This window comes from Mycolicibacterium hippocampi (genome assembly GCF_010723735.1).
GTDB classification, from domain to species: domain Bacteria; phylum Actinomycetota; class Actinomycetes; order Mycobacteriales; family Mycobacteriaceae; genus Mycobacterium; species Mycobacterium hippocampi.
In genome coordinates this window covers 5,784,120-5,810,071 of sequence record NZ_BLLB01000002.1, presented here as the reverse complement: position 1 = coordinate 5,810,071, position 25,952 = coordinate 5,784,120, and the positions used below count along the sequence as shown (strand labels likewise).

25 protein-coding genes are annotated in these 25,952 nt (G+C 67.3%); 16 read left to right on the top strand and 9 right to left on the bottom strand.

All coding sequences use genetic code 11. The features are described 5' to 3' along the window. Window position 1 precedes the first annotated feature (1 nt). The 5 genes from G6N53_RS28945 (at window position 2) to G6N53_RS28925 (ending at window position 5,668) form a co-directional block, all read left to right on the top strand. Entirely contained in the window at window positions 2-787 is a 786-nt protein-coding gene (locus G6N53_RS28945; protein WP_163895040.1) for a 2-keto-4-pentenoate hydratase, read from the top strand. 27 nt (window positions 788-814) lie between these two features. Further along, the gene (locus tag G6N53_RS28940; protein ID WP_163895038.1) at window positions 815-1,744 is read left to right on the top strand and encodes an acetaldehyde dehydrogenase (acetylating); all 930 of its coding nucleotides are present in this window, start codon (window positions 815-817) and stop codon (window positions 1,742-1,744) included. Beyond that, window positions 1,741-2,793 (top strand): 4-hydroxy-2-oxovalerate aldolase, encoded by a 1,053-nt coding sequence (gene dmpG / locus G6N53_RS28935; RefSeq protein ID WP_163895035.1) that lies wholly within the window; start codon window positions 1,741-1,743, stop codon window positions 2,791-2,793. The genes G6N53_RS28940 and dmpG overlap by 4 nt, the downstream gene beginning before the upstream one ends. A gap of 160 nt (window positions 2,794-2,953) precedes the next feature. Beyond that, window positions 2,954-3,427 carry a hemophore-related protein gene (locus G6N53_RS28930; protein ID WP_163895033.1) on the top strand — a complete coding sequence of 158 codons (474 nt, stop codon included), beginning with the start codon at window positions 2,954-2,956 and terminating at the stop codon, window positions 3,425-3,427. Window positions 3,428-3,568: 141 nt separating this feature from the next. Further along, window positions 3,569-5,668, top strand: a complete 2,100-nt coding sequence (locus G6N53_RS28925) for a RecQ family ATP-dependent DNA helicase (RefSeq protein WP_163895031.1) — start codon at window positions 3,569-3,571, stop codon at window positions 5,666-5,668. On the opposite strand, the gene G6N53_RS28920 is transcribed toward G6N53_RS28925, so the two are convergent. After that, the gene (locus G6N53_RS28920; RefSeq protein WP_163895029.1) at window positions 5,665-6,597 is read right to left on the bottom strand and encodes an IclR family transcriptional regulator; all 933 of its coding nucleotides are present in this window, start codon (window positions 6,595-6,597) and stop codon (window positions 5,665-5,667) included. The genes G6N53_RS28925 and G6N53_RS28920 overlap by 4 nt on opposite strands. Window positions 6,598-6,705: 108 nt before the next feature. On the opposite strand from G6N53_RS28920, the gene G6N53_RS28915 reads away from it, so the two are divergent. From G6N53_RS28915 to G6N53_RS28900, 4 genes are read left to right on the top strand one after another with little or no spacing between them, the layout of a single operon-like run. Beyond that, window positions 6,706-7,833: a hypothetical protein gene (locus G6N53_RS28915; protein ID WP_163896433.1), complete on the top strand. Its 1,128-nt coding sequence runs from the start codon at window positions 6,706-6,708 to the stop codon at window positions 7,831-7,833. A 2-nt stretch (window positions 7,834-7,835) separates the two neighbouring features. Then, window positions 7,836-8,627 (top strand): SDR family oxidoreductase, encoded by a 792-nt coding sequence (locus G6N53_RS28910; protein WP_163895026.1) that lies wholly within the window; start codon window positions 7,836-7,838, stop codon window positions 8,625-8,627. After that, window positions 8,624-9,778 (top strand): sulfotransferase family protein, encoded by a 1,155-nt coding sequence (locus G6N53_RS28905; RefSeq protein WP_163895024.1) that lies wholly within the window; start codon window positions 8,624-8,626, stop codon window positions 9,776-9,778. The genes G6N53_RS28910 and G6N53_RS28905 overlap by 4 nt, the downstream gene beginning before the upstream one ends. A gap of 44 nt (window positions 9,779-9,822) precedes the next feature. Beyond that, window positions 9,823-10,581: an SDR family oxidoreductase gene (locus G6N53_RS28900; protein ID WP_163895022.1), complete on the top strand. Its 759-nt coding sequence runs from the start codon at window positions 9,823-9,825 to the stop codon at window positions 10,579-10,581. 36 nt (window positions 10,582-10,617) lie between these two features. Here the strand turns inward: G6N53_RS28900 and G6N53_RS28895 are convergent, their stop codons facing one another. Then, window positions 10,618-11,085, bottom strand: coding sequence for a hypothetical protein (locus G6N53_RS28895; protein ID WP_163895020.1), 468 nt, complete (start codon window positions 11,083-11,085; stop codon window positions 10,618-10,620). A gap of 1 nt (window position 11,086) precedes the next feature. Further along, window positions 11,087-12,271, bottom strand: coding sequence for a 3-ketosteroid-9-alpha-monooxygenase, oxygenase component (locus tag G6N53_RS28890; RefSeq protein ID WP_163895018.1), 1,185 nt, complete (start codon window positions 12,269-12,271; stop codon window positions 11,087-11,089). 206 nt (window positions 12,272-12,477) lie between these two features. Here G6N53_RS28890 and G6N53_RS28885 point away from each other — a divergent pair, with 206 nt between their 5' ends. Beyond that, the gene (locus G6N53_RS28885; protein WP_371870872.1) at window positions 12,478-13,734 is read left to right on the top strand and encodes an MFS transporter; all 1,257 of its coding nucleotides are present in this window, start codon (window positions 12,478-12,480) and stop codon (window positions 13,732-13,734) included. A gap of 4 nt (window positions 13,735-13,738) precedes the next feature. Continuing rightward, window positions 13,739-14,326 (top strand): TetR/AcrR family transcriptional regulator, encoded by a 588-nt coding sequence (locus tag G6N53_RS28880; RefSeq protein ID WP_163895016.1) that lies wholly within the window; start codon window positions 13,739-13,741, stop codon window positions 14,324-14,326. Between the two features lie 3 nt (window positions 14,327-14,329). Here G6N53_RS28880 and G6N53_RS28875 read toward each other — a convergent pair whose 3' ends face one another. Further along, window positions 14,330-15,334, bottom strand: coding sequence for an SDR family NAD(P)-dependent oxidoreductase (locus G6N53_RS28875; RefSeq protein ID WP_163895014.1), 1,005 nt, complete (start codon window positions 15,332-15,334; stop codon window positions 14,330-14,332). Between the two features lie 92 nt (window positions 15,335-15,426). Between G6N53_RS28875 and G6N53_RS28870 the strand changes: the two genes are divergently transcribed. Next, complete coding sequence (locus G6N53_RS28870; protein ID WP_163895012.1) at window positions 15,427-16,023, top strand: TetR/AcrR family transcriptional regulator; 597 nt, start codon at window positions 15,427-15,429, stop codon at window positions 16,021-16,023. Here G6N53_RS28870 and G6N53_RS28865 read toward each other — a convergent pair. Genes G6N53_RS28865 through G6N53_RS28850 form a run of 4 tightly spaced genes read right to left on the bottom strand, consistent with a single transcriptional unit; the run spans window position 16,020 to window position 20,155 of the window. Next, the gene (locus tag G6N53_RS28865; RefSeq protein WP_163895010.1) at window positions 16,020-16,901 is read right to left on the bottom strand and encodes a TIGR03619 family F420-dependent LLM class oxidoreductase; all 882 of its coding nucleotides are present in this window, start codon (window positions 16,899-16,901) and stop codon (window positions 16,020-16,022) included. The two genes, G6N53_RS28870 and G6N53_RS28865, sit on opposite strands and share 4 nt — an antisense overlap. A gap of 5 nt (window positions 16,902-16,906) precedes the next feature. Beyond that, a complete protein-coding gene (locus G6N53_RS28860; protein WP_163895008.1) occupies window positions 16,907-18,085 on the bottom strand; it encodes a thiolase family protein in 1,179 nt (392 codons plus the stop codon). Continuing rightward, on the bottom strand, window positions 18,085-19,149 hold the full coding sequence (locus G6N53_RS28855) for a thiolase family protein (protein ID WP_163895006.1): 1,065 nt from the start codon (window positions 19,147-19,149) through the stop codon (window positions 18,085-18,087). Before G6N53_RS28855 ends, G6N53_RS28860 begins: the two co-directional genes overlap by 1 nt. Window positions 19,150-19,162: 13 nt before the next feature. Beyond that, complete coding sequence (locus tag G6N53_RS28850) at window positions 19,163-20,155, bottom strand: Zn-ribbon domain-containing OB-fold protein (protein ID WP_205390493.1); 993 nt, start codon at window positions 20,153-20,155, stop codon at window positions 19,163-19,165. A 67-nt stretch (window positions 20,156-20,222) separates the two neighbouring features. Between G6N53_RS28850 and G6N53_RS28845 the strand changes: the two genes are divergently transcribed. The 3 genes from G6N53_RS28845 to G6N53_RS28835 all read left to right on the top strand — a co-directional run bounded on the left by G6N53_RS28845 (window position 20,223) and on the right by G6N53_RS28835 (window position 23,307). Next, window positions 20,223-21,263: an LLM class F420-dependent oxidoreductase gene (locus G6N53_RS28845; RefSeq protein WP_163895004.1), complete on the top strand. Its 1,041-nt coding sequence runs from the start codon at window positions 20,223-20,225 to the stop codon at window positions 21,261-21,263. A 97-nt stretch (window positions 21,264-21,360) separates the two neighbouring features. Continuing rightward, window positions 21,361-22,053: an acetoacetate decarboxylase family protein gene (locus G6N53_RS28840; protein ID WP_163896430.1), complete on the top strand. Its 693-nt coding sequence runs from the start codon at window positions 21,361-21,363 to the stop codon at window positions 22,051-22,053. Between the two features lie 21 nt (window positions 22,054-22,074). Next, entirely contained in the window at window positions 22,075-23,307 is a 1,233-nt protein-coding gene (locus tag G6N53_RS28835; RefSeq protein WP_163895002.1) for a cytochrome P450, read from the top strand. 68 nt (window positions 23,308-23,375) lie between these two features. On the opposite strand, the gene G6N53_RS28830 is transcribed toward G6N53_RS28835, so the two are convergent. Then, a complete protein-coding gene (locus G6N53_RS28830; RefSeq protein ID WP_163895001.1) occupies window positions 23,376-24,185 on the bottom strand; it encodes a crotonase/enoyl-CoA hydratase family protein in 810 nt (269 codons plus the stop codon). Between the two features lie 70 nt (window positions 24,186-24,255). On the opposite strand from G6N53_RS28830, the gene G6N53_RS28825 reads away from it, so the two are divergent. Continuing rightward, window positions 24,256-25,905, top strand: a complete 1,650-nt coding sequence (locus G6N53_RS28825; RefSeq protein WP_163894999.1) for a medium/long-chain-fatty-acid--CoA/3-oxocholest-4-en-26-oate--CoA ligase — start codon at window positions 24,256-24,258, stop codon at window positions 25,903-25,905. The last annotated feature ends 47 nt before the right edge of the window (window positions 25,906-25,952 follow it).

Genomic DNA, 25,952 nt, shown 5'->3' with positions numbered 1-25,952 from the left:
AATGCTCAGTTCCGAGGTGCGTGAGCAACTTGCCGCTGACCTGGCCAAGGCGGAAGGCAGCCGGGTTCCGATCTCGCCGCTGACCGACGGCAACCCCGACATCGATGTGGTCGACGCCTATGAGATCCAGCTGATCAACATCCGTCAGAGGGTCGCCGACGGTGCCCGGATCATCGGGCACAAGGTCGGGTTGTCGTCGGAGGCGATGCAGAAGATGATGAACGTCGACGAGCCCGACTACGGGCATCTGCTCGACGACATGCAGGTCTTCGAAGATGTTCCAGTGCGCTCCGAGCGTTATCTGTATCCGCGGGTGGAGGTCGAGGTGGGTTTCGTGCTCGCCGACGACCTGCCCGGGGCGGGATGCACCGAGGACGACGTGCTCGCAGCGACGGCGGCGTTCGCTCCCGCCATCGAGTTGATCGACACCCGCATCACCAACTGGCAGATCAAGCTCTGCGACACGATCGCCGACAACGCGTCGTCGGCGGGCTGGGTGCTGGGCGAGGCGAGGGTGTCCCCGAAGGACATAGATATACGAGCTATCGACGCCGTCCTGACCAACAACGGCGAGGTCGTCGCGGAGGGCCGCAGCGATGCGGTGCTGGGAAATCCGGTGACCGCGGTCGCGTGGCTGGCGCGAAAGGTCGAGGCTTTCGGGGTCCGGCTCAAAGCCGGTGACATCGTGCTCCCCGGGTCGTGCACCCGTGCGATAGATGCACCTGCGGGCAGCCATTTTGTCGCCGACTTCAGCGGGTTAGGTTCAGTACAACTGAGTTTCGAATGACTGTGTTTCGAATGACAGGGAGAATCCATGCCTGACAAGGCATCCGTCGCGATCGTGGGATCGGGCAACATCAGTACCGATCTGTTGTACAAGTTGCTGCGCTCGGAGTGGTTGGAGCCGCGGTGGATGATCGGCATCGATCCTGACAGTGAGGGTCTGGCCCGGGCGCGCAAGCTCGGCCTGGAAACCTCCCATGAGGGTGTGGACTGGTTGCTGGCGCGCGAGGAGAAGCCGGACCTGGTGTTCGAGGCCACCAGTGCGTATGTGCACCGGGATGCGGCGCCGCGGTATGCCGAGGCGGGGATCCGGGCGATCGATCTGACCCCGGCGGCGGTGGGGCCGGGGGTGATCCCGCCGGCGAACCTGCGGGAGCATCTCGACGCGCCGAACGTGAACATGGTGACCTGTGGCGGTCAGGCGACCATCCCGATCGTGCATGCGGTGTCGCGGGTGGTCCCGGTGCCCTACGGGGAGATCGTGGCGTCGGTGTCCTCGGCGTCGGCGGGACCGGGGACTCGGGCCAACATCGACGAGTTCACCAAGACCACCAGCGCCGGCGTGCAGCACATCGGTGGGGCGGCGCGCGGCAAGGCGATCATCATCCTGAATCCGGCCGATCCGCCGATGATCATGCGGGACACCATCTTCTGCGCGATCCCCGAGGACGCCGATCGTGACGCGATCGCGCAGTCGATCCGTGATGTGGTCGCCGAGGTGGCGACCTATGTGCCGGGATACCGGCTGCTCAACGACCCGCAGTTCGACGATCCGTCGATGAACTCCGGCGGGCAGGCGGTGGTGACGACGTTCATCGAGGTGGAAGGCGCCGGTGACTATCTGCCGCCGTATGCGGGGAATCTGGACATCATGACCGCGGCGGCGACGAAAGTCGGCGAGGAGATCGCCAAGCAGAGTGCCGGGGCATCGCTGTCCGCGTCGTCAGGAGGGCAAGCATGAGTGGCATCGACACCATCTATTTCGATCCGATGTGGGACATCCGGATGACCGATACGTCGCTGCGCGACGGCAGTCATCACAAACGCCACCAGTTCACCGCCGAGGAGGTGGGCGCGATCGTCGCCGCGCTCGACACCGCCGGGGTGCCGGTCATCGAGGTGACCCACGGTGACGGTCTGGGCGGGTCGAGTTTCAACTACGGGTTTTCCAAGACCCCGGAGCAGGAGCTGATCAAGCTCGCGGCGCAGACGGCCCGCAACGCCAAGATCGCGTTCCTGATGCTGCCCGGGGTGGGTACCAAGGAAGACATCAAAGAGGCGCAGAACAACGGCGGGTCGATCTGCCGGATCGCCACGCACTGCACCGAGGCCGACGTGTCGATCCAGCATTTCGGCCTGGCCCGCGAACTCGGTCTGGAGACCGTCGGGTTCCTGATGATGAGCCACACCATTGCGCCGGACAAGCTCGCCAAGCAGGCGCGGATCATGGCCGATGCCGGGTGCCAGTGTGTGTATGTGGTCGACTCGGCGGGGGCACTGGTGCTCGAGGGTGTCGCCGATCGGGTCTCGGCACTGGTCGCCGAGCTCGGCGACGACGCCCAGGTGGGCTTTCACGGTCACGAGAACCTGGGTCTGGGGGTGGCCAACTCGATCGAGGCCGTCCGCGCCGGGGCCAAGCAGATCGACGGGTCGTGCCGGCGGTTCGGCGCCGGGGCCGGCAACGCGCCGGTCGAGGCGCTGATCGGGGTGTTCGACAAGATCGGGGTGAAGACCGGGATCGATTTCTTCGAGATCGCCGATGCCGCCGAGGAGGTGGTGGCCCCGGCGATGCCGGCCGAGTGCCTGCTGGACCGCAACGCGCTGATCATGGGCTATTCCGGGGTGTACTCCAGCTTCCTCAAACACGCCATCCGCCAGTCCGAGCGGTACGGGGTGCCCGCGCACCAACTCCTGCACCGCGCCGGACAACGCAAACTCATCGGCGGCCAGGAAGACCAACTCATCGACATCGCACTCGAGATCAAACGCGAAATGGACACCCCGGCATAGACATTTTTCAGATCGCTCCACGACAGGGCTGACCAGCGTCGACGCCGCTGGGGCCCGGCCGGTGGAGGCCGCCGGGTGTTTGGCGGTCACGTCGATTGGCTAGGCCCCGGGGAGCGACCGAATGGTCGCGTGCTCGACCGATTGACGAGGAGTGAATTCCATGAACACCTCCGCTACCACCGTGCGCCGCGGTCTGTTCGGCGTGTTCGCCGGCGGATTGCTCGCCTTCGGCTCGGCTGCCATCGTCGCGCCGGTCGCCAACGCCCAGCCGGCTCCAGGACCGGACTGCTCCGCTGCCGGCATCGCGGGCACCGTCAGCACCGCAGCCGCCTCGGAAGGCGCGTATCTGACGGCCAATCCGCAGACCAACGAGACCCTTTCGAACATCGCGTCGCAGGCGCAGCCCGAAGCCCAGGAGGGCTTCCGGACGTTCTTCGCCGAGAACCCCGAGGTCGAGGAGCAGCTGACGGCGATCTATGAGCCGGTCAGCGCGATCAACACCCAGTGCAACGTGGCGGTGGCGCCGACACCGGTGGCACAGGCCGTCTGGACCAGCACCGGCACGGCGACCGGCCCGCAGGCCGCAGAAACACCTGCGCCGGCCGCCGAGACGCCCGAGGCGCCGTCGAACTGACGCAGTTCACCGCGTGGGTAGCCGCCTAGGTAGAAAACACACTTGCCGTGCCCGCGCTCCGGCGCAGGTACGGCAAGTGTGTTCTGTGGCCTCGGCCGGGCCGTCGGGCAGGCTGTCGCACCCGCGGGGCACGATGGGGCCATGGCGACACGAGCTGAGGCCCAGACGATCCTCGAACAGCTGGCAGGCCCGGATGCCCGGCTGCGTGACGACCAGTGGACGGCGATCGAAGCTCTGGTCGTGCAGCGTCGCCGCGCGCTCGTCGTGCAGCGCACCGGCTGGGGCAAATCAGCGGTCTACTTCATCGCCGCCAAGCTGCTGCGCGCCGAGGGGCGCGGGGCCACCGTCATCGTGTCGCCCCTGCTGGCCTTGATGCGCAACCAGGTGGCCGCGGCCGACCGTGCTGGCGTCAAGGCGGCCACCATCAACTCGAGCAACATGGCCGACTGGTCCGAGATCCACGACCGGGTTCGAGGCGGTGATCTCGACGTGCTGCTGGTCAGCCCGGAACGGTTGAACAACCCCGACTTTCGCGATCAGGTGCTACCCGCGCTGGCCCGCGACGCCGGGCTGGTGGTCGTCGACGAGGCGCACTGCGTGTCGGACTGGGGTCACGACTTCCGGCCCGATTACCGACGCATCCGCACGCTGATCGCAGAACTCGGCGCCGACGTCCCGGTCCTTGCGACCACGGCCACCGCGAACGACCGCGTGGTCACCGACGTCGCCACGCAACTGGGCGTCGGTGGCTCCGGCGCGGGCAAGGACACGCTGGTGCTGCGCGGCGGGCTGGACCGCGAGTCACTGCGGTTGTCGGTGGTCGACGCGGGCAGCCCGGCGCAACGCGCCGCCTGGCTTGCCGCACACATCGATTCGTTGCCCGGCTCCGGCATCGTCTACACGCTGACCGTCGCCCAGGCGCACGACATCGCCGCGTTGTTACGGGAGCAGGGACATGAGGTCGCGTCCTACACCGGCTCCACCGAGGCGGCCGAACGTGAGCAACTCGAAGCGGATCTGCTGGCCAACCGGGTCAAGGCGCTCGTCGCCACCTCGGCGCTGGGCATGGGTTTCGACAAACCCGACCTCGGGTTCGTCGTGCACCTCGGCGCGCCTTCGTCGCCGATCGCGTACTACCAACAGGTCGGCCGTGCGGGCCGGTCGACGGCGAGCGCCGAGGTGATCCTGCTCCCCGGCCGCGAGGACCAGGACGTCTGGCGCTACTTCGCCTCTGTGGCGTTCCCGTCGGAAGCCATGGTGCGTAAGGTCATCGGTGAGCTGGACCCGCAGCGGCCGTTGTCGACGCCGGCGCTGGAACCCCTCGTCGACCTCGGGCGGTCCCGACTGGAGATGGTGCTCAAGGTGCTCGACGTCGACGGTGCGGTGCGACGGGTGAAGGGCGGCTGGGTCGGTACCGGTGCAGACTGGGAGTACGACGAACCCCGCTACCGCAATCTGGACGAAGCCCGCAAGCGTGAGCAGCAGGCGATGCTCGACTACCAGCGCACCGCGGAATGCCGGATGGCCTTTCTGCGCCGCCAACTCGACGATCCCGAACTCGGTGCCGATGAGCGGTGCGGCCGCTGTGACAACTGCACGGGTGTCCGGCCGGCGGTCGACGTCGACGCAACCGCGGCCGAGGACACCCGGCAGCGCCTGATGCGCCCGGGGGTCGAACTCAGCCCCCGCAAGCAGTGGCCCTCGGGGCTGGGCAAGCTCGGCGTGGAGCTCAGCGGGCGGATCACCGACGGTCCGGCCCCGGGGCGGGCGATCGGTCGGCTGACCGATCTGGGCTGGGGCGCCCGGCTGCGCAAGCTGCTCGACGATGCCGATGCCGAGGTGTCCGAGGACGTGGTGCAAGCCGCGGTCAAGGTGTTGGCGTCGTGGGAGTGGGCGGCCAGGCCGACAGCGGTGATGGCGTTGGACTCCGACACCCATCCGCTGCTGATCTCGTCACTGGCCCGCAAGCTCGCCGAGCTGGGCCGGCTCACCGACCTCGGCACGCTGCGGTACGCGCCGGATCGCCGGCCGGTGACCGCGGCGAACTCCGCCTACCGGGTCGCGGCACTGCACCGTTCGTGGTCACCCCTCGACGCCGGTGTCGTGGAGGCAGCCGGCGGACCGGTGCTGCTGGTGGACGACATGACCGACACCGGGTGGACGCTCACGATGGCCGCACGCATGGTGCGTGAGGCGGGAGCACCGGCGGTGCTGCCCTTCGCGCTCGCGGCCACCAGCTAGTGGTCCGGTTTCACACCGCCGAACTGGGCGGTGACCTCGTCGGCCGTCGCCATGAGTGAGCGGGCCCGGCGGGCTATCTCGCTGTCGGTCAACGACTCTCCGATGTGCATCGACGCGACCATGACCTGTCGCTGGTGGTGGTCGAACACCGGCGCCGAGATCACGCTGATGTCGGAACGGGTGTTGCGGCGTCCGGTCCTGTCCCGGCCGTCCTCGGTGCGCAGATACACCCGCTCGCCGATGTCGGACACGAGTTCGCCCAACAGGGCCCGCAGTTCGTCCGGCAGCGTGCTCGACATCCCGGCCATCAGCGAGTACAGGCGCCGGCCGCCGGGGGTCTGGCGTTCGACGAGGTGGCCGGCGGCGCGGCACTCGGCGATAACCCGGTCCAGGCGGGCGGTGTCGGTGCGCAGCGGGATCGTGGGTTCCTTCGCCAGCCAGGCGCGGAGTGCCTCGTCGTCCCAGAGCACGAACATCAGGCCGACCGGCGGCGCGAACGGATAGCTCTGGCCCACCTGAACGCCGGTGTCGGCGCCGGGGGGTCCGACCAGTTCGAGCAATGTGATTCGGTCGTCGATGACCGCGGACAGCGCCGCGGTGGTGCCGTACATCGCCGAGAGCCGGCGCAGTTCCGTGCGCGCGGCTGGGTTGACTCGCATGGACTCCTGGGCGGTGTGGCCGAGCGCGATCAGCCTGGGTCCGATCCGGTAGGTCTTGTCGCGGGAATCGCGAATGAGGTAGCGCGCCTCGGTCAGGGTGGTGACGATGCCCAGACACGTCGGCTTGCTCACCCCGAGCCTGCGGGCCAGTTCGGACAAGCCGAACCCATCGTGTGAATGCTCGGCGAGGAAATCGAGGACGGCGACCACCCGGGCCGTCGGCGGGGAGGCGCGACCGGCGCCCGTCGGTGATTCCTCGGCCTCCCGCATGCACCCGCCCGTTGACTCGAATTAGAACGCGTTCTAGTGTCAGGTCGGAAACTCTACCAGTCCGGTCCAATATTGGAACAGCCTGGAAAGTGAGAGGTAGTCACCGTGATGTACTCCCAGCCGTTGGCCGATGCCATCGCCGAAGCCGAACAACTCGTCGCCGCCGCGCCGTTCATCGAATCCGAGGCCGACCTGCTCGAAGGGTTGCAGTACCTCGCGGGATGCATCGCGGCCTGCACCCACGTGGCCTTCGACTACGACCGCGACCACCCTTTCCTGCACAGCGGCACCGGGCCGTTCACCAAGATGGGCTTGGACAACCCCGACACCATGTACTTCGGCACCCGCGTGGCGCCCGGCCACGAATATGTCGTCACCGGCCGGCGGGGCACCACCACCGATGTCAGCTTCCAGCTGCTCGGCGGCGACTACACCGACGACAACGTGCCCGACAGTGAGACGGCGTTCGATGACCGCAAGCTCGACATCGCCGCCGACGGCACCTTCGAATGGCGCTTCACCCCGCCCGGCCCGTCGCAGCTGGTGATCCGCGAGGTGTACAACGACTGGTCCGCCCAGCGCGGCACGTTCGCCATCTCGCGGACCGACACGGCCGGCACGGCGCCGCCACCGCTGACCAGGGAACTGATCGAGAAGCGTTATGCCGTCGCGGGTAAGCAGCTGGTACAGCGTGTGAAGACCTGGCTGCAGTTTCCGCAGTGGTTCTACAACGACAGTCCCGCCAACACGATGGTGGCGCCCCGGCTGACGCCGGGCGGACTGGCGACGCAGTACTCGTCGGCCGGACAGTTCGAGTTGGCCGAGGACCAGGCGCTGATCATCACGCTGCCGGTCACCGACGCCCCCTATCTGGGCTTCCAGCTGGGGAGCCTGTGGTACATCTCCCTGGACTACATCAACCACCAGACCTCGCTGAACGGCACTCAGGCGCAGGCGGATCCGGACGGCAAGATCCGCATCGTGGTGTCGGACAGGAACCCGGGCGTCACGAACTGGGTGGAGACGCTGGGGCACCGCAAGGGATTCCTCCAGTTCCGCTGGCAGCGGGTCTCCCGGGAGCTCACCGAGGCCGACGGCCCGACCGTCGACCTCGTCGACTTCGACGAGGTGACGGGCGCGTTGCCGCACTACGAGAGCAACAAGATCACCGAGGAAGACTGGCGTGCGCGGATCGCACTGCGCCAGAAGCAAATTGGCGAGAGAATGGTGGGTTGACGATGGCTGGTGCCGGAGGACTTCTGGAAGGCAAGGTCGTCGTCATCAGCGGCGTCGGACCCGCGCTGGGCACGACGCTCGCGCGACGATGCGCCGAGGAGGGTGCCGATCTGGTGCTGGCGGCGCGCACCGTCGAGCGGCTCGAGGACGTCGCCGAGCAGATCACCGACCTCGGGCGGCGCGCGTTGTCGGTCGGTACCGACATCACCGACGAGACGCAGGTGAAAAATCTGGTCGACGAGTCCATGAAGGCCTACGGCAGGGTCGACGTGTTGATCAACAACGCGTTCCGGGTGCCGTCGATGAAGCCGTTGGCCAACACCACGTTCGACCACATGCGCGATGCCATCGAGTTGACGGTGTTCGGGGCCCTGCGGATGATCCAGGGCTTCACCCCGGCGCTGGCGGAGTCGAACGGTTCCGTGGTGAACGTGAACTCGATGGTGGTGCGGCATTCACAGGCGAAGTACGGCGCCTACAAGATGGCGAAATCGGCGTTGTTGGCCATGTCGCAGTCGCTGGCCACCGAGCTCGGGGAGCAGGGCATCCGGGTGAATTCGATTCTGCCCGGCTACATCTGGGGCGGGACCCTGGAGAGCTACTTCAACCACCAGGCCGGCAAGTACGGCACCACCGTCGACGAGATCTACAAGGCCACCGCGGCAGCGTCGGATCTCAAGCGTCTGCCCACCGAGGCTGAGGTCGCGGCGGCCATCCTGTTCATGGCCAGCGATCTGTCCAGCGGGATCACCGGACAGGCACTCGACGTGAACTGCGGGGAGTACAAGGCGTGAGCGGAACCAATGCCCGGACCAACGTGGGTACCGTGGAGGACCTGCACGCCTCGGCCACGAAGGCCTGCGGGCTCGACGACTTCGGCAGCGACGACGACAACTATCGCGAGGCTCTCGGCGTGCTGCTCGAGTCGTTTCAGCGCGACGCCGACCTGACCGAGTTCGGCAGCAAGATGCAGCGGTTCTTCGTCCGCAACGCGCTGGTGGCCCGGCTGGTCTCCGAGGCGGCGTTCAAGCAGTGCCCGGAACACGTCGACGTCCCGATCGAACGGCCGATCTTCGTCACCGGCCTGCCGCGCACCGGCACCACGGCGATCCACCGCCTGCTGGCTGCCGACCCGCGGCATCAAGGTCTGGAGCTGTGGCTAGCGGAGTTCCCGCAACCGCGCCCGCCTCGCGAAACCTGGTCGCAGAACCCGGTTTTCCAGCAGATAGACGCCCAGTTCGCCAAGGCGCACGAGGAGAACCCGGACTACACCGGGCTGCATTTCATGACCGCCGACGAGGTGGAGGAATGCTGGCAGTTGCTGCGCCAGTCGCTGCACTCGGTCTCCTACGAAACGCTGGCGCATGTGCCGACGTACTCGCAGTGGCTGTCCCGGCAGGACTGGACGAAGCCCTATCAGCGTCACCGCAAGAACCTGCAACTGATCGGGCTCAACGACCGCGAGAAGCGCTGGGTGCTGAAGAACCCCAGTCATCTGTTCGCGCTGGACGCACTGCTCGCCACCTATCCCGACGCGTTGGTGGTGCAGTGTCACCGGCCCGCCGAGACGATCATGGCCTCGATGTGTTCGCTGGCCCAGCACACCACTGAGGGGTGGTCGAACACGTTCGTGGGCGACGTGATCGGCGCCGATTCGATGGAGACCTGGTCCCGCGGCCTGCGGCTGTTCAACGCCGAACGGGCCAAACACGATCCGGCGCAGTTCTACGACATGGATTACTTCGCACTGATCAAGGATCCGATCGCCGCGGTGGAGGGGGTCTACGCGCACTTCGGAATCGAGATGACCGACGCCGCCCGCAACGCCATGGCCGCCGCCCACGCCGAGAGCAGGCAGGGGCCGCGTGCGCCGAAGCACACGTACTCGCTGGCGGACTACGGCCTGACCGACGAACAGGTCAAGGAGCGCTTCACCGGACTCTGACGGCGGTGTTGTTCGATTGACGGTGTTCGATAACGTGGCCTCACATGTCTGACTCGCTGTTCGATCTGACCGGCCGCACCGCGGTCGTCACGGGTGCCTCACGGGGCATCGGCCAGGCGCTGGCCGCCGGTCTGCTGCGTGCGGGGGCCGACGTCGTGACTCTCCAGCGGGCCGAACCCGGTCCGGAGTTGCACGCCGTCGCCGCCCAGCACCAGCGACGGCTGTCCCACCAGGGCATCGACCTGGCGTCCGAGGACTCGATCGCCGAAGCGGTCACTGCTGTGCTGGCCGCCGGCCAAGTCGACATCCTGGTCAACAACGCCGGAACCCAGATCCGCCACGATGCCGTCGAGTTTCCGCTCGCGGATTTCGACACCATGCTCGCGGTCAACCTGCGGTCGGTGTTTCAGCTGTGCCAGGGATTCGGAGCGCCGATGGTGCAGCGGGGCGACGGAAAGATCGTCAACCTCGCGTCGCTGTTGAGCTTTCAGGGCGGTTTCCGGGTGCCGGCGTACGCGGCCGCCAAGGGCGCGGTGGCGCAACTGACCAAGGCGCTGTGCAACGAATGGGCAGGCCACGGCGTCAACGTGAACGCCGTCGCGCCCGGCTATGTGAGTACCGACATGAACGAAGCGCTGATCGCGGACCGGGAACGCCACGAGGCGATCTCGGTGCGGATACCCGCCGGCCGGTGGGGGACGCCCGACGACATGGTCGGTGCCGTGCTGTTCCTCGCATCCCGGGCGGCGGACTACGTGCACGGCGCGGTGATTCCCGTCGACGGGGGCTGGCTGGCGCGCTGAGCGCAGCCGGCGTCACCGACGCCGCGCGATCCCGCTCTAGCCGTCGCCGGGAGCCGGGGCGGTGGACACCTCGTCGAGGCACCCCTCGGCGACCGCGTGCTTGATGCTGTCGGCCAGCCGCGGGCACGCTCGGGTCCTCGCCGGGTCACCGCCCGACTCGCGGATCTCGGCAAAATGCGCGCACCGCTGTGACGCCTGCGCGTTCCACTGCACCGCCGTGTGCTGGGGGCCCAGCTTCTTGACCGAGACGGAGACGTGGCAGAAGCGGCAGTCGATCGGCACCAGTCCGGATGTCAGATACCGCTCCCGGTCCCGAGCGGTGCTCTCGCGCACCGCGGCGGCCCGTTCCGGATCAGACGCGAAATCCGGTGCCTTGCGCCAGGATCCGCTGTTGTTGGTGTCACCGCCGGACCCGTGCTCGTGATCGTCGTCATGGCCGCCGTGGAGCAGCAGCATCGACCGGGCCAGCCGATCGACGTCCGGTGGTCGTCGGTCCGTGGTCATGTCATGACACCTGGGGGGAGTGCTCCGCGTCTTGGGTGCCCTCGGACTCCTCGGCCTGCCGCCTGAGGTTCTCCTCGACTTCGACATTCCACTTCTCGTTGGCGGCCGTGGTGTCGACCTCCATCTCGAAGCGGTCGGTCATCTCAGCGGTGACGTCCGCGGCATCCACATAGAACTGCTGGTACCAGCGGCGCATCTGGTAGACCGCGCCGTCTTCCTCGACCAGCAGCGGATTGTCGATGCGGGTCTTGTGCTTCCAGATCTCCACGTCCTGCAGGAATCCCTTGCTGACGCCGTCGGTGAACACCCGCGCCAGCTTGTCGGAGGTCTTCTCGTCGACGCCCTTGGGCTTCTCGACCATCACACCCCACTGCAGCATGAACGAGTCCTGGGTGACCGGGTAGTGGCAGTTGATCAGGATGGACTCCGCTTTGTAGCCGCCGTAGTTGTTGTGCAGCCAGTTGATCATGAACGACGGCCCGAAGTACGAGGCCTCCGAGTCCAGATGCGCCTCGCCGTAGGTGGTCCCCATGTCGGTGATGTCCGGGCGGCCGACGTTGTGCAGGTACTGGCTGGCGATGTGGCCTTCGAACACGTTCTTGAAGTACGTCGGCAACCCGTAGTGGATGTAGAAGAAGTGCGCCATGTCGGTGACGTTGTCGATGATCTCGCGACAGTTGGAACCCTCGATGAGCATCGAGTTCCAGCGCCAGTCGGTCCACTGGTCGTCGGCGAACTCGGCGATCTCGGGGATCCGGACCTCGGGCTGCGGCGGGTTGCCCTCGTGGTCGTGCCAGACGAACAGCAGCCCGCCGCGCACGTCGGTGTGCCAGGCGCGGGTGCGCGCCAGCCGCGGCGTGCGCTTTGCGTATGGCACCAGCTTGCACTTGCCGTCGCCGCCCCAGCGCCAGTCGTGGAACGGGCAGGCCACCTCGTCGCCCTTGAGGGTGCCCTGGGAGAGGTTTCCGCCCATGTGGCGGCAGTAACCGTCCAGGACCTTCAGCTCACCCTGGGAGTCGGCGAAGACGACGAGCATGGTGCCGAAGATCTCGACGCCGTGCGGCTTGCCGTCGCGGTAGTCCGCGACCGGGCCGAGGCAATGCCAACCCCGGGCGTACCTGTCGGGTAGCGCGCCGGTGTCGATCTCGCGGATACCCGCGCTTCCCGCGGATGTGTCAGTACTCACGGTGGGCCTCCCGCTTGTATGGGTCTCGAATTAGAACACGTTACAGTTTTTCTGCTCATCGGCGCAATCCAATGACGGTTTACCTGCGGTAAGTGTTGCGAACACCACTGCACTGGTCAGTGAGTACCCGTTCGGCGGACCCTCGCTGCCCGACTCTGCGACTCATATATAGTGGACAAAGTGTTCAGTAATGAAGGGCGCCGACGGTGACGGCACTGATCTCCCCGCAGCCGGTCGAGACCGGCACCCGTGGCCGGCCCCGGGGATGGCTCACGGTGGCCGCAGCGACCTGCGCGATCGCGTGGGGCGGCAACGAGTTCACGCCGCTGCTGGTGATGTACCGGTCCAACGGCGCTTTCTCGGCCCTGACCGTGGACCTCTTGCTGTTCGCCTACGTGCTCGGCATCGTGCCGGCGCTGCTCATCGGTGGCCCGCTGTCCGACCGCTACGGCCGTCGCCCGCTGATGTTGCCCGCCCCGGTACTGGCGGCGCTCGGTTCGTCGATCCTCGCCGTGGGGGCGGATTCGGCGCTGCTGCTGGCGGTGGGCCGGGTGTTCAGCGGAATCGCGCTCGGACTGGCGATGGCGGTCGGTGGCGCCTGGCTCAAGGAACTGTCCAGTCCGCCGTGGGAAGACGGGAACGCCGGTGCCCGGCGTGCCGCGATGAGCCTGACAGCCGGGTTCGGCCTGGGCGCCGGAGTGGCCGGGACGCTGGCGCAGTGGGCGCCGGCGCCGGCGGTGCTGTCCTATGCGGTCAACATCGTGCTGGCGCTGGCCGCCGCCGCGCTGCTCACCGCCGCCCCCGAAACCCGCTTCCCCCGCCGGAACGGTATTCCAGCAGCGCGTCACTCGAATTTTTCCGCCTGGAATACCGTTCCGGCGCAGGTTCGGCACCGCAGTTTCCTGCTCGTGGTCGTGCCCGTCGCCCCGTGGGTGTTCGGCGCAGGTGCGTCGGCCTACGCCGTGTTGCCCGCACTGATGGCGGACCGCGTAGCGACGGCCCCGATCGCGTTCTCGGCGCTGATGTGCGTGGTCACCCTCGGGGTGGGCTTTGCCGTCCAGCACCTGGGGCGCCGGCTCGGTAGCGGCGGACGACGCGGCGTGGTGACGGCCCTGGTGCTGCTGGTCCTCGGGATGGCGACCGCCGCCTGGGCAGCTGCGGTGCTGACGGTCTGGGCCGCGCTGGCCGCGGCCGCGGTGCTCGGCGCCGGGTACGGGATGGCGCTGCTGGCGGGACTGCAGGAGATCCAGCGCATCGCTGACCCCGACGATCTGGCCGGGCTGACCGCGGTCTTCTACGGGATCAGCTATCTCGGCTTCGCGGTGCCCGCCGCGTTGGCGTTCCTGTCCCAACGATGGGCGGGACTGACCTACCCCGTGATGTTCGGTGTGGGTGCGCTGGCCGCGGCGGCGTGCCTGGTCGTCGTGGCTCTGGGAGCGAAGCGGCGGCCCGCAATAGGCTGAGGGCATGGCGCCTGCTCAACGCCGCGGTCGGCCGCGCAGCGAGGCCGTTCGGGGTGCGGTGCTCGAAGCCGCGGCCGCGCTCGCCCTCGACGGTGGACCCGCTGCGGCGACGGTCGAGGCCATCGCCCGGCGCGCCGAGGTGAGTCGAACCACCATCTACAAGTGGTGGCCCTCGGCGGCGGCCATCGTGCTGGAGGGTCTGCTCGACGCGGTGCGCGATTCGATCACCCGGCCGCCGGGCAGCACGGCGGTGCAGGCGGTGACCCACCACGTCAGCGCGCTCAACTCGATCCTCGCCGACCCTTCCGTCGGTCCGCTGCTGCGCAACGTGATCGCCGCGTCGCCGTCCGACCCCGCCATCGAGCGGGCGCTGCTCGACCAGTGGATCACCCCGCGGCGCGCGGCCGTCGCGGTCACCCTGCGGGAGGCCGTGGACAGCGGCGAGCTGCCCCCCGAGACGAACGTCGAGGTGGCGGTCGACGCCCTGGTGTCACCGCCGTACTACCGGCTGATGTTCGGGATGGCACCGCTGGATGCCGAGGGCGTCGTCGCGCTGGTGCACACGGTGTGGCACGGCTGCAGGACGCCCTGATTGTCACCTCGTGAGGAGTTTTTCGCTCATCTCCCAGAGCCGCCGCGCCGAGTGCGGGTCGATGGCGTGCGGCGCAACCTCCGCCGGGATGTCAAGATCGGGACTGTTCGTCATCGGCCGGTCCTCGGGGTCCACGGGGGAGACGTCGCTGTCCTTCAGGTAAACCCCACCGATATCTGCCAACAGCGGACTGGTCGCGGCGAAAACGATCGTGGCCGCTCCCTGCGCGGCGGTCTTGCGGCCGTGCTCGGGAATGATGATCGGCTGTCCCGCTTCGTCGATCAGCCCCATCGCCCGTAGCGCGTCCTCGCCGACGGAGCCGTTGAGGTTCGTGCCGACCACCACACCCGGGTGCGGGGCGTAGCCGCGGATGCCGTCCTCGGACCACCGACGGTCCAGCTCCACGGCGAACAGGACGTTGGCCGTCTTCGACTGTGCGTACCCGGTCCCTGCGTCGTATCCGGTGACAAAGTGCACGTCATCCCAATGGATGTCGGACAGCCGGTGGGCGCCGGAGGTGACGCTGACCACCCGGGATCCGCCTGCAGCGCGCAGGGCCGGGTACAGATCCACTGCCAGCTGGAAGTGGCCGAGGTGATTCGTCGCGAACTGGGCTTCGTAACCGCGTCCGTCGACCATTCGTTGGGCAGTCGGGGGCAGGCCTGCGCAGTTGACCAGCATGTGCACCGGTCGGCCGGTGTCGAGCCACCTGGTGGCGAAGTCGGTGATCGACGCCGGTTCGAGCAGGTCCAGTCGACCGACCTCGACGCGGTCGAGCCCCGCGACTGCGGCCGCGGCGCGGGCAGGGTTTCGGGCACCGACGAGAACCGAGGCACCGGCTCTGCTCAGGGCGCGGGTGGCCTGCAGGCCGATGCCCGAGTGTCCACCGGTCACCACCGCGTTGAAGCCCTCCAGACTGATGCCGCCGAGGACCTCGTCCGCCGTGGCGGCCGCGGAAAATCCCGATCCCAGTGGATGCTGGTTGTGGTGCAAGGTCTCAGGGGACATGCTTACTCTCCTCGATGTCGAGACGACGGATAACCGGAACGGTGTTCCGCAACGATATGGAACACCGTTCCGCTTAGTCAAGGAACAGGCGGATGGGCGACCGGTCAGCGGCGGGTGACGGCCATGCGCGGCGTCGGGTGCGGGCTGACGCCCAGCGCAACATCGAGGCGGTGGTCGACGCCGCCAAGGCGGTGTTCGCCGAATCCGGTGTTGACGCGCCGGTCCGGGAGATCGCCTCGCGAGCGGGCGTCGGCGTCGGGACCGTTTACCGGCACTTTCCGCAACGCTCCGATCTCGTCGTCGCGGTGTTCCAGAAGGAGATCGATGCATGTGCCGGCGCGGCTGACCGCCTCGGAGTCACCTACGAGCCGGACGAAGCGCTGGCGAGGTGGCTGCGCCGCTACACCACGCTGATCGCCACCAAGCGAGGACTGGCTGCCGCGCTGCACTCCGGTGATTCGGCGTTCGACGCGCTGCCCGGCTACTTCGATCAACGCATGGAACCTGCGCTGAAGTCGCTGCTCGATGCCGCGGCGACGGCAGGCAGGATTCGCGCCGACGTCGCGCCGGGCGATCTCCTGCGTGCAGTGGGCAACCTGTGCCTGCCTGCCGACGCCGAGTCGTCGGGTCACGCCGACCGGATGGTGGACCTGCTTCTCGACGGGCTGCGTTACCGGTCCGGTGGCTAGCTGTCCTGCCAGCCCGAGTGGATATAGGTGTCGGCGAACCGTTTCAGCGAGTCCTTCTTCTTCTCGATCGGGGCGTCGAAGCCCAAACCGTCGAAAACCCACGGGATGACTATGTTGTCGGTGACGCCCGCCTCGGCCAGCTCGCGGTGCCCGTCGACCCCGAACTTGTCGATGCACACCGCCTGGAACTCGAACGGCCGGTCGGCACGGCCGAACTCGGCGCGCAGCGCATTGATCTTCGCGATGGTCTCGGCCAACTGGTCGCCGGTCATCATCGCGCTGGTCCAGCCGTCACCGACGCGCGCGGCGCGTTTGAGTGCGACGTCGGTGTGTCCGCCGACGTAGAACGGGACGGGCGCCCTCGGCGCCGGACTCATCTGCAGGCGGTCGAAGTCGTAGAACTCGCCGTGGAATTCGACCATGCCGCCGCCCAGGACGAGCTTGATCACCTCGATCATCTCGTCGACCCGCTTGCCGCGTTTGGCGTAGGGCACCCCGCACCATTCGAACTCCTCTGGCGCCCAGCCGATACCGACGCCGAATCCGAACCGGTCGCCGGTGAGGTTGGCCACCGAACCGACCTGCCGGGCCAGTAGCAGTGGGTTGCGGGAGCCGAGCTTCATCACGTTCGTGTAGAACCGCAGCGTGGATGTCACCGCTCCCATCGCGCCCGCGGCGATGAGCGGATCCACCCACGGGGTGTCTTCGTTCCACATCCGCGAGCCGTCAGGCGTGTAGGGATAGTCGGCGGCCTGCTTCTCCATGTAGAACAGCGAATCGGGAAGCGCGATCGAGTCGAATCCTACTTCCTCTGCGGTCCTGGCGATCTCGATGAGCTGATCCACCGGCCCCATGGCGACGCTGCAGGTGTACTGCATCCGTGTCACGGCTCGGCTGGCTTGTCAGCGCCGACCACCCACATCGAGTAGTACTGCGCGCCACCGCCGTAGGCGTGGCCGAGGGCCTTGCGGGCGCCTTCGACCTGGTGCGCACCGCCCTTGCCCATCACCTGGATGGCCGCCTCGGCGAATCGGATCATGCCCGACGCGCCGATCGGATTCGACGACAGCACCCCGCCCGACGGGTTGAACGGGATTCGGCCGTCCATCGCGGTCTCCCCGGCCTCGGTGAGCTTCCACCCCTCGCCCTCGGGCGCAAAGCCGAGGCTCTCCAACCACATCGGCTCGTACCAGGAGAACGGGACATAGACCTCTGCGACGTCGATTTCGTCGATGGGGCTGGTGATCCCGGCCGCCTTCCACAGAGCGGCCGCGGCATCGCGACTCGCCTGGGGGTTGACCTGGTCGCGTCCGGAGTACGCGAGCGGTTCGGTACGCAGCGCGGTGGCGTGGATCCACGCCACCGGATGGCCTTCGGCCACACGCGCATCGGCACTGGCCTCGTCACCGATGACCATCGCCGCCGCCCCGTCGGAGGACGGACAGGTCTCGTCGTAGCGGATGGGGTCCCACAGCATCGGGGACTCCATCACCTTCTCCAGCGTGATGTCGGGCTGGTGCAGATGGGCGAGAGGATTCCTGGTCCCGTTGAGCCGGTCCTTCACCGCGACCATCGCCCCGATGTGGGTCGGCGCTCCGGAGCGCCGGATGTATGCGCGGATGTGTGGCGCGAAGTAGCCCCCGGCGCCGGCGCCGACGGGCTTGGTGAACGGCACCGGAATGCTCAGCGCCCACATGGCATTGGACTCGGACTGCTTCTCCCACGCCATCGTCAGCACCCGGCGGTACTTGCCGGACTGGACCAGGCTTGCGGCCACGATCGCGGTCGAGCCGCCGACCGAGCCCGCCGTGTGCACCCGGATCAGCGGCTTGTTCGTCGCCCCGGTCGCGTCGGCCATGAACAATTCGGGCATCATCACGCCCTCGAAGAAGTCCGGTGCCTTGCCCACCACGACGGCGTCGATGTCGGCCATCGTGACCCCCGCGTCGGCCAGTGCGCGGTCGATCGCCTCGCGCACCAGGCCGTTCATCGAGACGTCCTTGCGCTTGGCGACGTACTTCGTCTGACCGGTGCCCAGGACGGCTGCAAGCTTCTTGGTCATTACTTTCCCTCCAGGACCGCGACCAGATTCTGTTGCAGTGCAGGCCCGCTCGTCGCGTGCGCCAGCACCCGCGAGGCGTTGCCCTCGAAGATGTGCCGAGCGGCGAAACCGATGCGCTCCAGTCCTGCCGAGAACATCGGATTGGCGGAAAGTGCACCGCCGGACGGGTTGATCTTCGTCGACCCGCCCAGACCGATCGCCTCTTTGAGGATCAGCTGCTGATGGCTGAACGGGGCGTAGAGTTCGGCGATCTCGATGGATCCGGCGTCCCCGCCGGTCGCTGCGTGCGCCGAGGCCGCGGTCGACGGCGACGTGGTCAGATCCCGCGCACCCAGCACGGGGGTCTCGATGCGGTGTTCGATCCCGGTGATCCACGCGGGCCGCTCCCGCAGCTCGCGGGCACGGTCACCGGAGGCCAGCACGATCGCCGACGCGCCGTCGGTGATCGGGGCGATGTCGTGGCGGCGCAACGGATCTGCGAAGTAGGGACGCTCGAGCAGTTCCTCGACGCTGTTGGCCGGCTCCACCGAGTCGGTCCGCGGTGCGGCCGCCATCGCCTCGAGCGCGACCTGGGCCATCTGCTCGGCGGTCCACTTGCCCGAGTCCAGCCCGAACCGGGCCTGGAGCCCGGCCATGCTGACCGAATCGGGCCACAGCGGGGCGACGGTGTAGGGATCGGTCTGCAGCGCGAGCACCCGACGCAGGATGCCCGCCGAGGACTTGCCGAATCCGTAGACCAGCGCGGTGTCGACCTCACCGGTGAGCAGCTTGATGTAGGCCTCGTACAGCGCCCAGGCCGCGTCCATCTCCACGTGCGACTCGTTGATCGGCGGCACCGCACCGATCGAGTCGATAGCGGAGATGAACGAGAACGCCCGGCCGGCAAGGTAATCGGAGGATCCGGAGCACCAGAACCCGATATCGGTCTGTTTGAGACCGAGCTCGGCGTAGATTTCGGCGAAGCACGGCATCAGCATCTCGACGCCATTGGTGGTCCCGTCGGTGCGCCGGACGTGAGGTGCATGGGCGAAGCCGACTACGGCAACTGAGTTCTCTGAGGTCATTGGGGAGCCGCCTTTACAGGTGCTTCTTGTAGGAGTCGTACTCGGCGTCGGGATCCCCCGTCGGCCGGAAGTACTCGATGTTGTCGATGCCCAGGCCCCACTCCTCGCGCGGCTTCCACACGGCCTTCACCCGCATGCCCATCCGCACTTTGTCGGCCTCGATGTCGGCAACCAGGTGCAGGACCGGGATGTCGGCGCCGTCCAGCAGTACGTAAGCCGCCACGTACGGGGGCTTGATGCGCTGACCGGCGAACGGGATGTTGATGATCGCGAACGTCGTCACCGTGCCCTCGTCGGAGAGCTCGATGAACTCGTCGAGCGACTGGCCGGTCGCCGGATCCGCTTCGCGGGCAGGGAAGTACACCTTGCCGCCAGCCCCTGTCCGGCCCCCTAAGAGCTTGCCGTTCTCCAGCGCCCGCAGGAAGGCGCTCTCGGCGTGTGATGCGGTGTGCTGGATCTCGATGCTGCTCGGCGACACCTGGATGGTCACCGGATCCAGGCCCTCGGCGGGCGGCGGCACCTCCTCGGGCTGATCGCCCAGTCCGAAGTACGCGATGTCGGTGATCGCGCCGATGGTCTCGTCGAGCCAGTGCGCGTGCACCCGGGCGCCGGTGCTGATCGCCTCCGACGACGGAACATCGACGGCGTGCAACATCGGGGTGTCGGCGCCGTCGAGCTTGATCAGCGCCCACGCGAACGGGCGATCCAACGGCTGACCCTCCAGCGGCTCGGACTGCCACGTCCACGACAGCACCGTGCCGACGCTGGCCACCGGCACGACCTCGGTCAGGGCCTCGTAGGTGACGGGGTCATACTCAGCGGGCGGAACGTGCACCCGCCCATCGGACCCCCGGACGCCGAGGATGCGTCGCTCGCGGAGGGCGGTGAAGAACTCACCGAGGAGTGGTCCTACTGAACGGGTGTAGTCGAAGGACAGCTTCAACGGCGCCGAAAGTGGCGGCTCATGGGGATCGATCTGCACCGGGCTGCTTTGGCTGGCGGTCACGGCATCGAGTAGAACAGGTTCTAAGAATGGTTTCAAGGACGGGTCTGAAGGGTCGGGTGGCGAAGCGATGAAACTGGGACTTCAGCTGGGATATTGGGGTGCACAGCCGCCGACCAACCACGCCGAGCTGGTGGCGACCGCCGAGGAGGCCGGGTTCGACACCGTGTTCACCGCCGAGGCGTGGGGGTCGGACGCCTACACGCCGCTGGCGTGGTGGGGGCGCGAGACCACCCGGATGCGGCTGGGCACCTCGGTCATCCAACTGTCGGCGCGCACCCCCACCGCATGCGCGATGGCGGCGTTGACCCTGGACCATCTCTCGGGTGGCAGGCACATCCTGGGTCTGGGGGTGTCCGGGCCACAGGTGGTCGAGGGCTGGTACGGGCAGAAGTTCCCGAAACCGCTGGCCCGCACCCGGGAGTACGTCGACATCCTGCGCCAGGTGTGGGCGCGGGAGGCGCCGGTGCACAGTGACGGTCCGCACTACCCGCTGCCGCTCAGCGGCGAAGGGACCACAGGTCTGGGCAAGAACCTCAAGCCGATCACCCATCCGCTGCGCGCGGACATCCCGGTGATGCTGGGCGCCGAGGGGCCCAAGAACGTCGCGCTGGCCGCCGAGATCTGCGACGGGTGGCTGCCCATCTTCTACTCCCCGCGCATCGCGGGGATGTACAACGAGTGGCTCGACGAGGGGTTCGCCCGTCCCGGCGCCCGGCGGACGCGGGAGACGTTCGAGATCTGCGCGACGGCCCAGGTCGTCGTCACCGACGACCGCGCCGAGATCATGGAGTTGATGAAGCCCCACCTGGCGCTCTACATGGGAGGCATGGGTGCCGAGGACACCAACTTCCACGCCGACGTCTACCGGCGGATGGGCTACGCCGAGGTCGTCGACGACGTCACCAAGCTTTTCCGCAGTGACCGCAAAGACGAAGCGGCCAAGGTGATCCCCGACGAGCTCGTCGACGACTCGGCGATCGTCGGTGACCTCGGCTACGTGCAGGAACAGATCAAGGCGTGGGAGGCCGCGGGGGTCACGATGATGGTGGTCGGCGCACGTTCACCCGAGCAGATCCGCGATCTGGCAGGTCTGGTCCAGAAAGCGTAGACACTTCTTGCAGGTTGTCTAGAACACGTTCTAGATTGAGGGTGTGACCGACCACACTCTGTCCTCGCAGTACACCATCGCCGACACCGTTCTGACGATGCCGGTGCGCGTCCGCACCGCGTATCAGCACACCGCGATGTTCGTCGTGGACGCCGACGCCGCCCAGCGGATGGTCGACTACAGCGGGCTGCGGGTGTGCCGGTTCGGGAAGGGCAACGGCCGGGCGCTGGTGGTGCTGATGCTGATGCGCTACGAGGACACCGACCTCGGTCAGTACTACGAGTACGGCACCAACGTGATGGTGAACCCGCCCGAGACCCCCGACGCCAGCGGGTTGCGGGCGCTGCAGTCCGCGGGCGCGTTCGTCCACCACCTTCCCGTCGACCAGTCGTTCACGCTGGAGGCGGGCCGGACGATCTGGGGCTATCCGAAGGTGATGGCCGACTTCACCGTCCGCAAGGGACGCCGGTTCGGGTTCGACGTGACCATCGACGGACAACGGGCGGTCAGCATGGAGTTCAGCCCGGGCCTGCCCGTGCCGTCGGCGTTCACCTCCGGCAGGCAGGTGCACAACACCTACTCGTCCATGGACGGCGTGATCCGGGAGACGGCCGGGGAGATGCTGCTCAGCGGGGTGCGTTACCGGCCCGGAGGTGTCGAGGTGCGGCTGGGTGACCACCCGTACGCGGCCGAACTCGCCGCGCTGGGATTGCCGAAACGGGCGCTGATGTCCAGTTCGGCTGCCAATGTCGACATGACCTTCGGCAACGCCCGCCTGATCACGCCATAACCAACGACCACCAGGAGCGCCATGACGTCCACCACCCCTGCTGCCGGTACCGGTCTGGCCACCGGCATCGACGTCGATCTCGCCGACGGCCGCTTCTACGCCGACGGCCCGGCGGCACGCGAGGCGTACAAGTGGATGCGGGCCAACCAGCCCGTGTTCCGGGACCGCAACGGTCTGGCCGCGGCCACCAGTCACCAGGCGGTGCTCGACGCCGAACGCAACCCCGAGTTGTTCTCCAGTGCCGGCGGGATCCGCCCGGATCAGCCGGGGATGCCCTACATGATCGACATGGACGATCCGGCTCATCTGCTGCGGCGAAAGCTGGTCAACGCCGGCTTCACCCGCAAGCGGGTGATGGACCGGCTCCCGTCGATCGAGGCGCTGTGCGACACGCTCATCGACGCGGTGTGTGAACGCGGCGAGTGCGACTTCGTCCGCGACATCGCCGCACCGCTGCCGATGGCGGTCATCGGCGACATGCTCGGGGTGCTGCCCGAAGAGCGCGACATGCTGTTGGAGTGGTCTGACGATCTGGTCGGTGGACTGAGCTCACACGTCGACGAGCTGACGGTGCAGAAGCTGATGGACACCTTCGCCGCGTACACCGCCTTCACCATGGACGTCATCGCCAAGCGCCGTGCCGAGCCCACCGACGACCTGTTCTCGGTGCTGGTGAACTCCGAGGTCGAGGGGCAGCGGATGTCCGACGACGAGATCGTCTTCGAGACGCTGCTGATCCTGATCGGTGGTGACGAGACCACCCGCCACACGCTCTCGGGTGGCACCGAGCAGCTGCTGCGACATCGTGATCAGTGGGAGGCGCTGGTGGCCGATCGGGAGAAGCTTCCCGCCGCGATCGAGGAGATGCTGCGCTGGACCTCGCCGGTGAAGAACATGTGCCGGGTGCTCACCGCGGACACCGAGTTCCACGGGACCGAGTTGCACAAGGACGAGAAGATCATGCTGATGTTCGAGTCCGCCAACTTCGACGAGAGCGTGTTCGGCGACCCCGAGAAGTTCCGTATCGATCGAAACCCGAACAACCACCTGGCTTTCGGCTTCGGCACCCATTTCTGCCTGGGCAACCAGTTGGCCCGCCTGGAGCTGTCGAAGATGACGACCCGGGTGCTCGAGCGGTTGCCTGATCTGCGCCTCGCCGAAGGGGCCGAGGTGCCGCTGCGGCCGGCGAACTTCGTCAGTGGTCCCGAAGCGATGCCGGTGGTGTTCACGCCAACGGCGAAGGTGCTGGCCTGACGTCTCGCCGGAACTGTATTCCAGGGGCGTTTTGGGCCGCGGATGCCGCCTGGAATACCGTTCCGGCGCTACTTCATCTGGAAGTTGGGGGCGCGCTTCTCCTTGAACGCCCGCGGACCTTCCTTGGCGTCCTCGGACAGAAACACCGGGATGCCGTTGGCGGTGTCGGGTTTGAACGCCTGCTCCTCGTGCATCCCCTCGGACTCGCGGATGGTCTTGAGGATCGCCTGGACCGCCAGCGGGCCGTTGTTGTTGATCACCTCGGCGATCTCGAGCGCCTTGTCCAGCGCCGTGCCGTCGGGCACCACATAACCGATCAGCCCGTACGCCAGGGCCTCGGCGGCGGTGATGTGACGGCCGGTCAGCAGCAGATCGCAGGCGATGGTGTACGGGATCTGGCGGGGGAGTCGAACGGCGGACCCGCCCATCGGGTACAGGCTCCACTTGGCCTCGGAGATCCCGAATTTGGCGCTTTCACCGGCCACGCGGATGTCGGTGCCCTGCAGGATCTCCGTCCCGCCGGCGATCGCGGGTCCCTCGACAGCGGCGATCAACGGCTTGGTCAACCGCCGGCCCTTGAGCAGACCCTCGATCTTCGACGGGTCGTAGCTGCCGTCCTTGAACGAGTCACCCGGCGGCTTCGCGGTGGCTGCCTTGAGGTCCATGCCCGCGCAGAAGTAGCCGCCGGCGCCGGTCAGGATGCAGGTGCGGATCTCGGGATCGTCGTCGACCCGGTTCCACGCCTCGACCATGATCGAGAGCATCTCGGTGGAGAGCGCGTTGCGCGCCTCGGGCCGGTTCAGGGTCAGGATCAGGGTGTGTCCGCGCTGCTCAATGAGGGCGTCGGGGGCCTTTTCCGATGTCTTGTCGTCACTCACGGACTGGTCCGCCTTCCAGCGTCGATGCCACAGACTTGTCTGGAAATGTAACACGTTCTAGTTTAGAGCTGTGGCTCTGAATATCGCTGACCTCGCCGAGCACGCCATCGACGCTGTGCCTGACCGCATCGCCCTGATCGGAGGTGACGGTGAGCTGACCTACGCCCAGTTGGAGGAAAAGGCCAACCGACTGGCCCACTACCTCATCGACCAGGGGGTGAAGAAGGACGACAAGGTCGGCCTGTACTGCCGTAACCGCATCGAGATCGTGATTGCGATGCTGGGCATCGTCAAGGCGGGCGCCATCCTGGTCAACGTCAACTTCCGCTACGTCGAGGGCGAACTCAAGTACCTGTTCGACAACTCCGACATGGTCGCCCTGGTGCACGAGCGCCGCTACGCCGACCGCGTGGCCAACGTGCTGCCCGAGACTCCGAAGGTCAAGACGATCCTGTCCGTCGAGGACGGATCCGACGATGACTACCAGCGGTACGGGGCCGTGGAGTTCTACTCGGCGCTGGAGCAGAGCTCGCCCGAGCGCGACTTCGGTCCGCGCAGCGCCGACGACATCTACCTGCTCTACACCGGCGGCACCACCGGCTTCCCCAAGGGCGTGATGTGGCGCCACGAGGACATCTACCGGGTGCTTTTCGGCGGCACGGACTTCGCCACCGGCGAGCCGATCGCCGACGAATACGACCTGGCCAAGCAGGCCGCCGCGAACCCGCCGATGGTCCGGTATCCGATCCCGCCGATGATCCACGGCGCCACCCAGTCCGCGACCTGGATGTCGTTGTTCTCCGGCCAGACCGTCGTGCTGGTGCCGGAGTTCGACGCCGACGAGGTGTGGCGCACGATCGCGAAGCACAAGGTGAACCTGCTGTTCTTCACCGGTGACGCGATGGCGCGGCCGCTGCTCGACGCGCTGCTGGCCCATCAGGAAAAGGGGAACGAGTACGACCTGTCGTCGCTGTTCCTGCTCGCCAGCACCGCGGCGCTGTTCTCCACCAGCATCAAGGAGAAGTTCCTCGAGTTGCTGCCGGACCGGATCATCACCGACTCCATCGGGTCCTCGGAGACCGGCTTCGGCGGCACCAGCATCGTCGCCAAGGGGCAGTCGCACACCGGCGGTCCCCGGGTGACGATCGACAAGAACACCGTGGTGCTCGACGACGACGGCAACGAGGTCGTCCCCGGTTCCGGGGTTCGCGGCATCATCGCCAAACGGGGCCACATCCCGGTCGGGTACTTCAAGGACGAGAAAAAGACCGCCGAGACGTTCAAGACGATCAACGGTGTGCGGTACGCGATTCCGGGTGACTACGCCGAGGTTGAAGCCGACGGCACGGTGACGATGCTGGGCCGCGGCTCGGTGTCGATCAACAGCGGCGGCGAGAAGATCTACCCCGAGGAGGTCGAGGCCGCGCTCAAGGGCCATCCCGACGTCTTCGACGCGTTGGTGGTCGGTGTGCCCGACCCGCGCTTCGGTCAGCACGTCGCCGCCGTCGTGCATGCCCGGGAGGGCACCAAGCCGACCCTCGCGGAGCTGGATGCGTTCGTGCGCAAGGAGATCGCCGGCTACAAGGTGCCGCGCAGCCTGTGGTACGTCGACGAGGTCAAGCGTTCGCCCGCGGGCAAGCCGGACTACCGGTGGGCCAAGGACACCACCGAGGAGCGTCCGGCCGACGATGTGCACGCCAAGCACGCAGAGGCGAAATGATGCTGGGGCGAGCGAAGCGACGGGAGAAATGATGCTGGGGCGAGCGA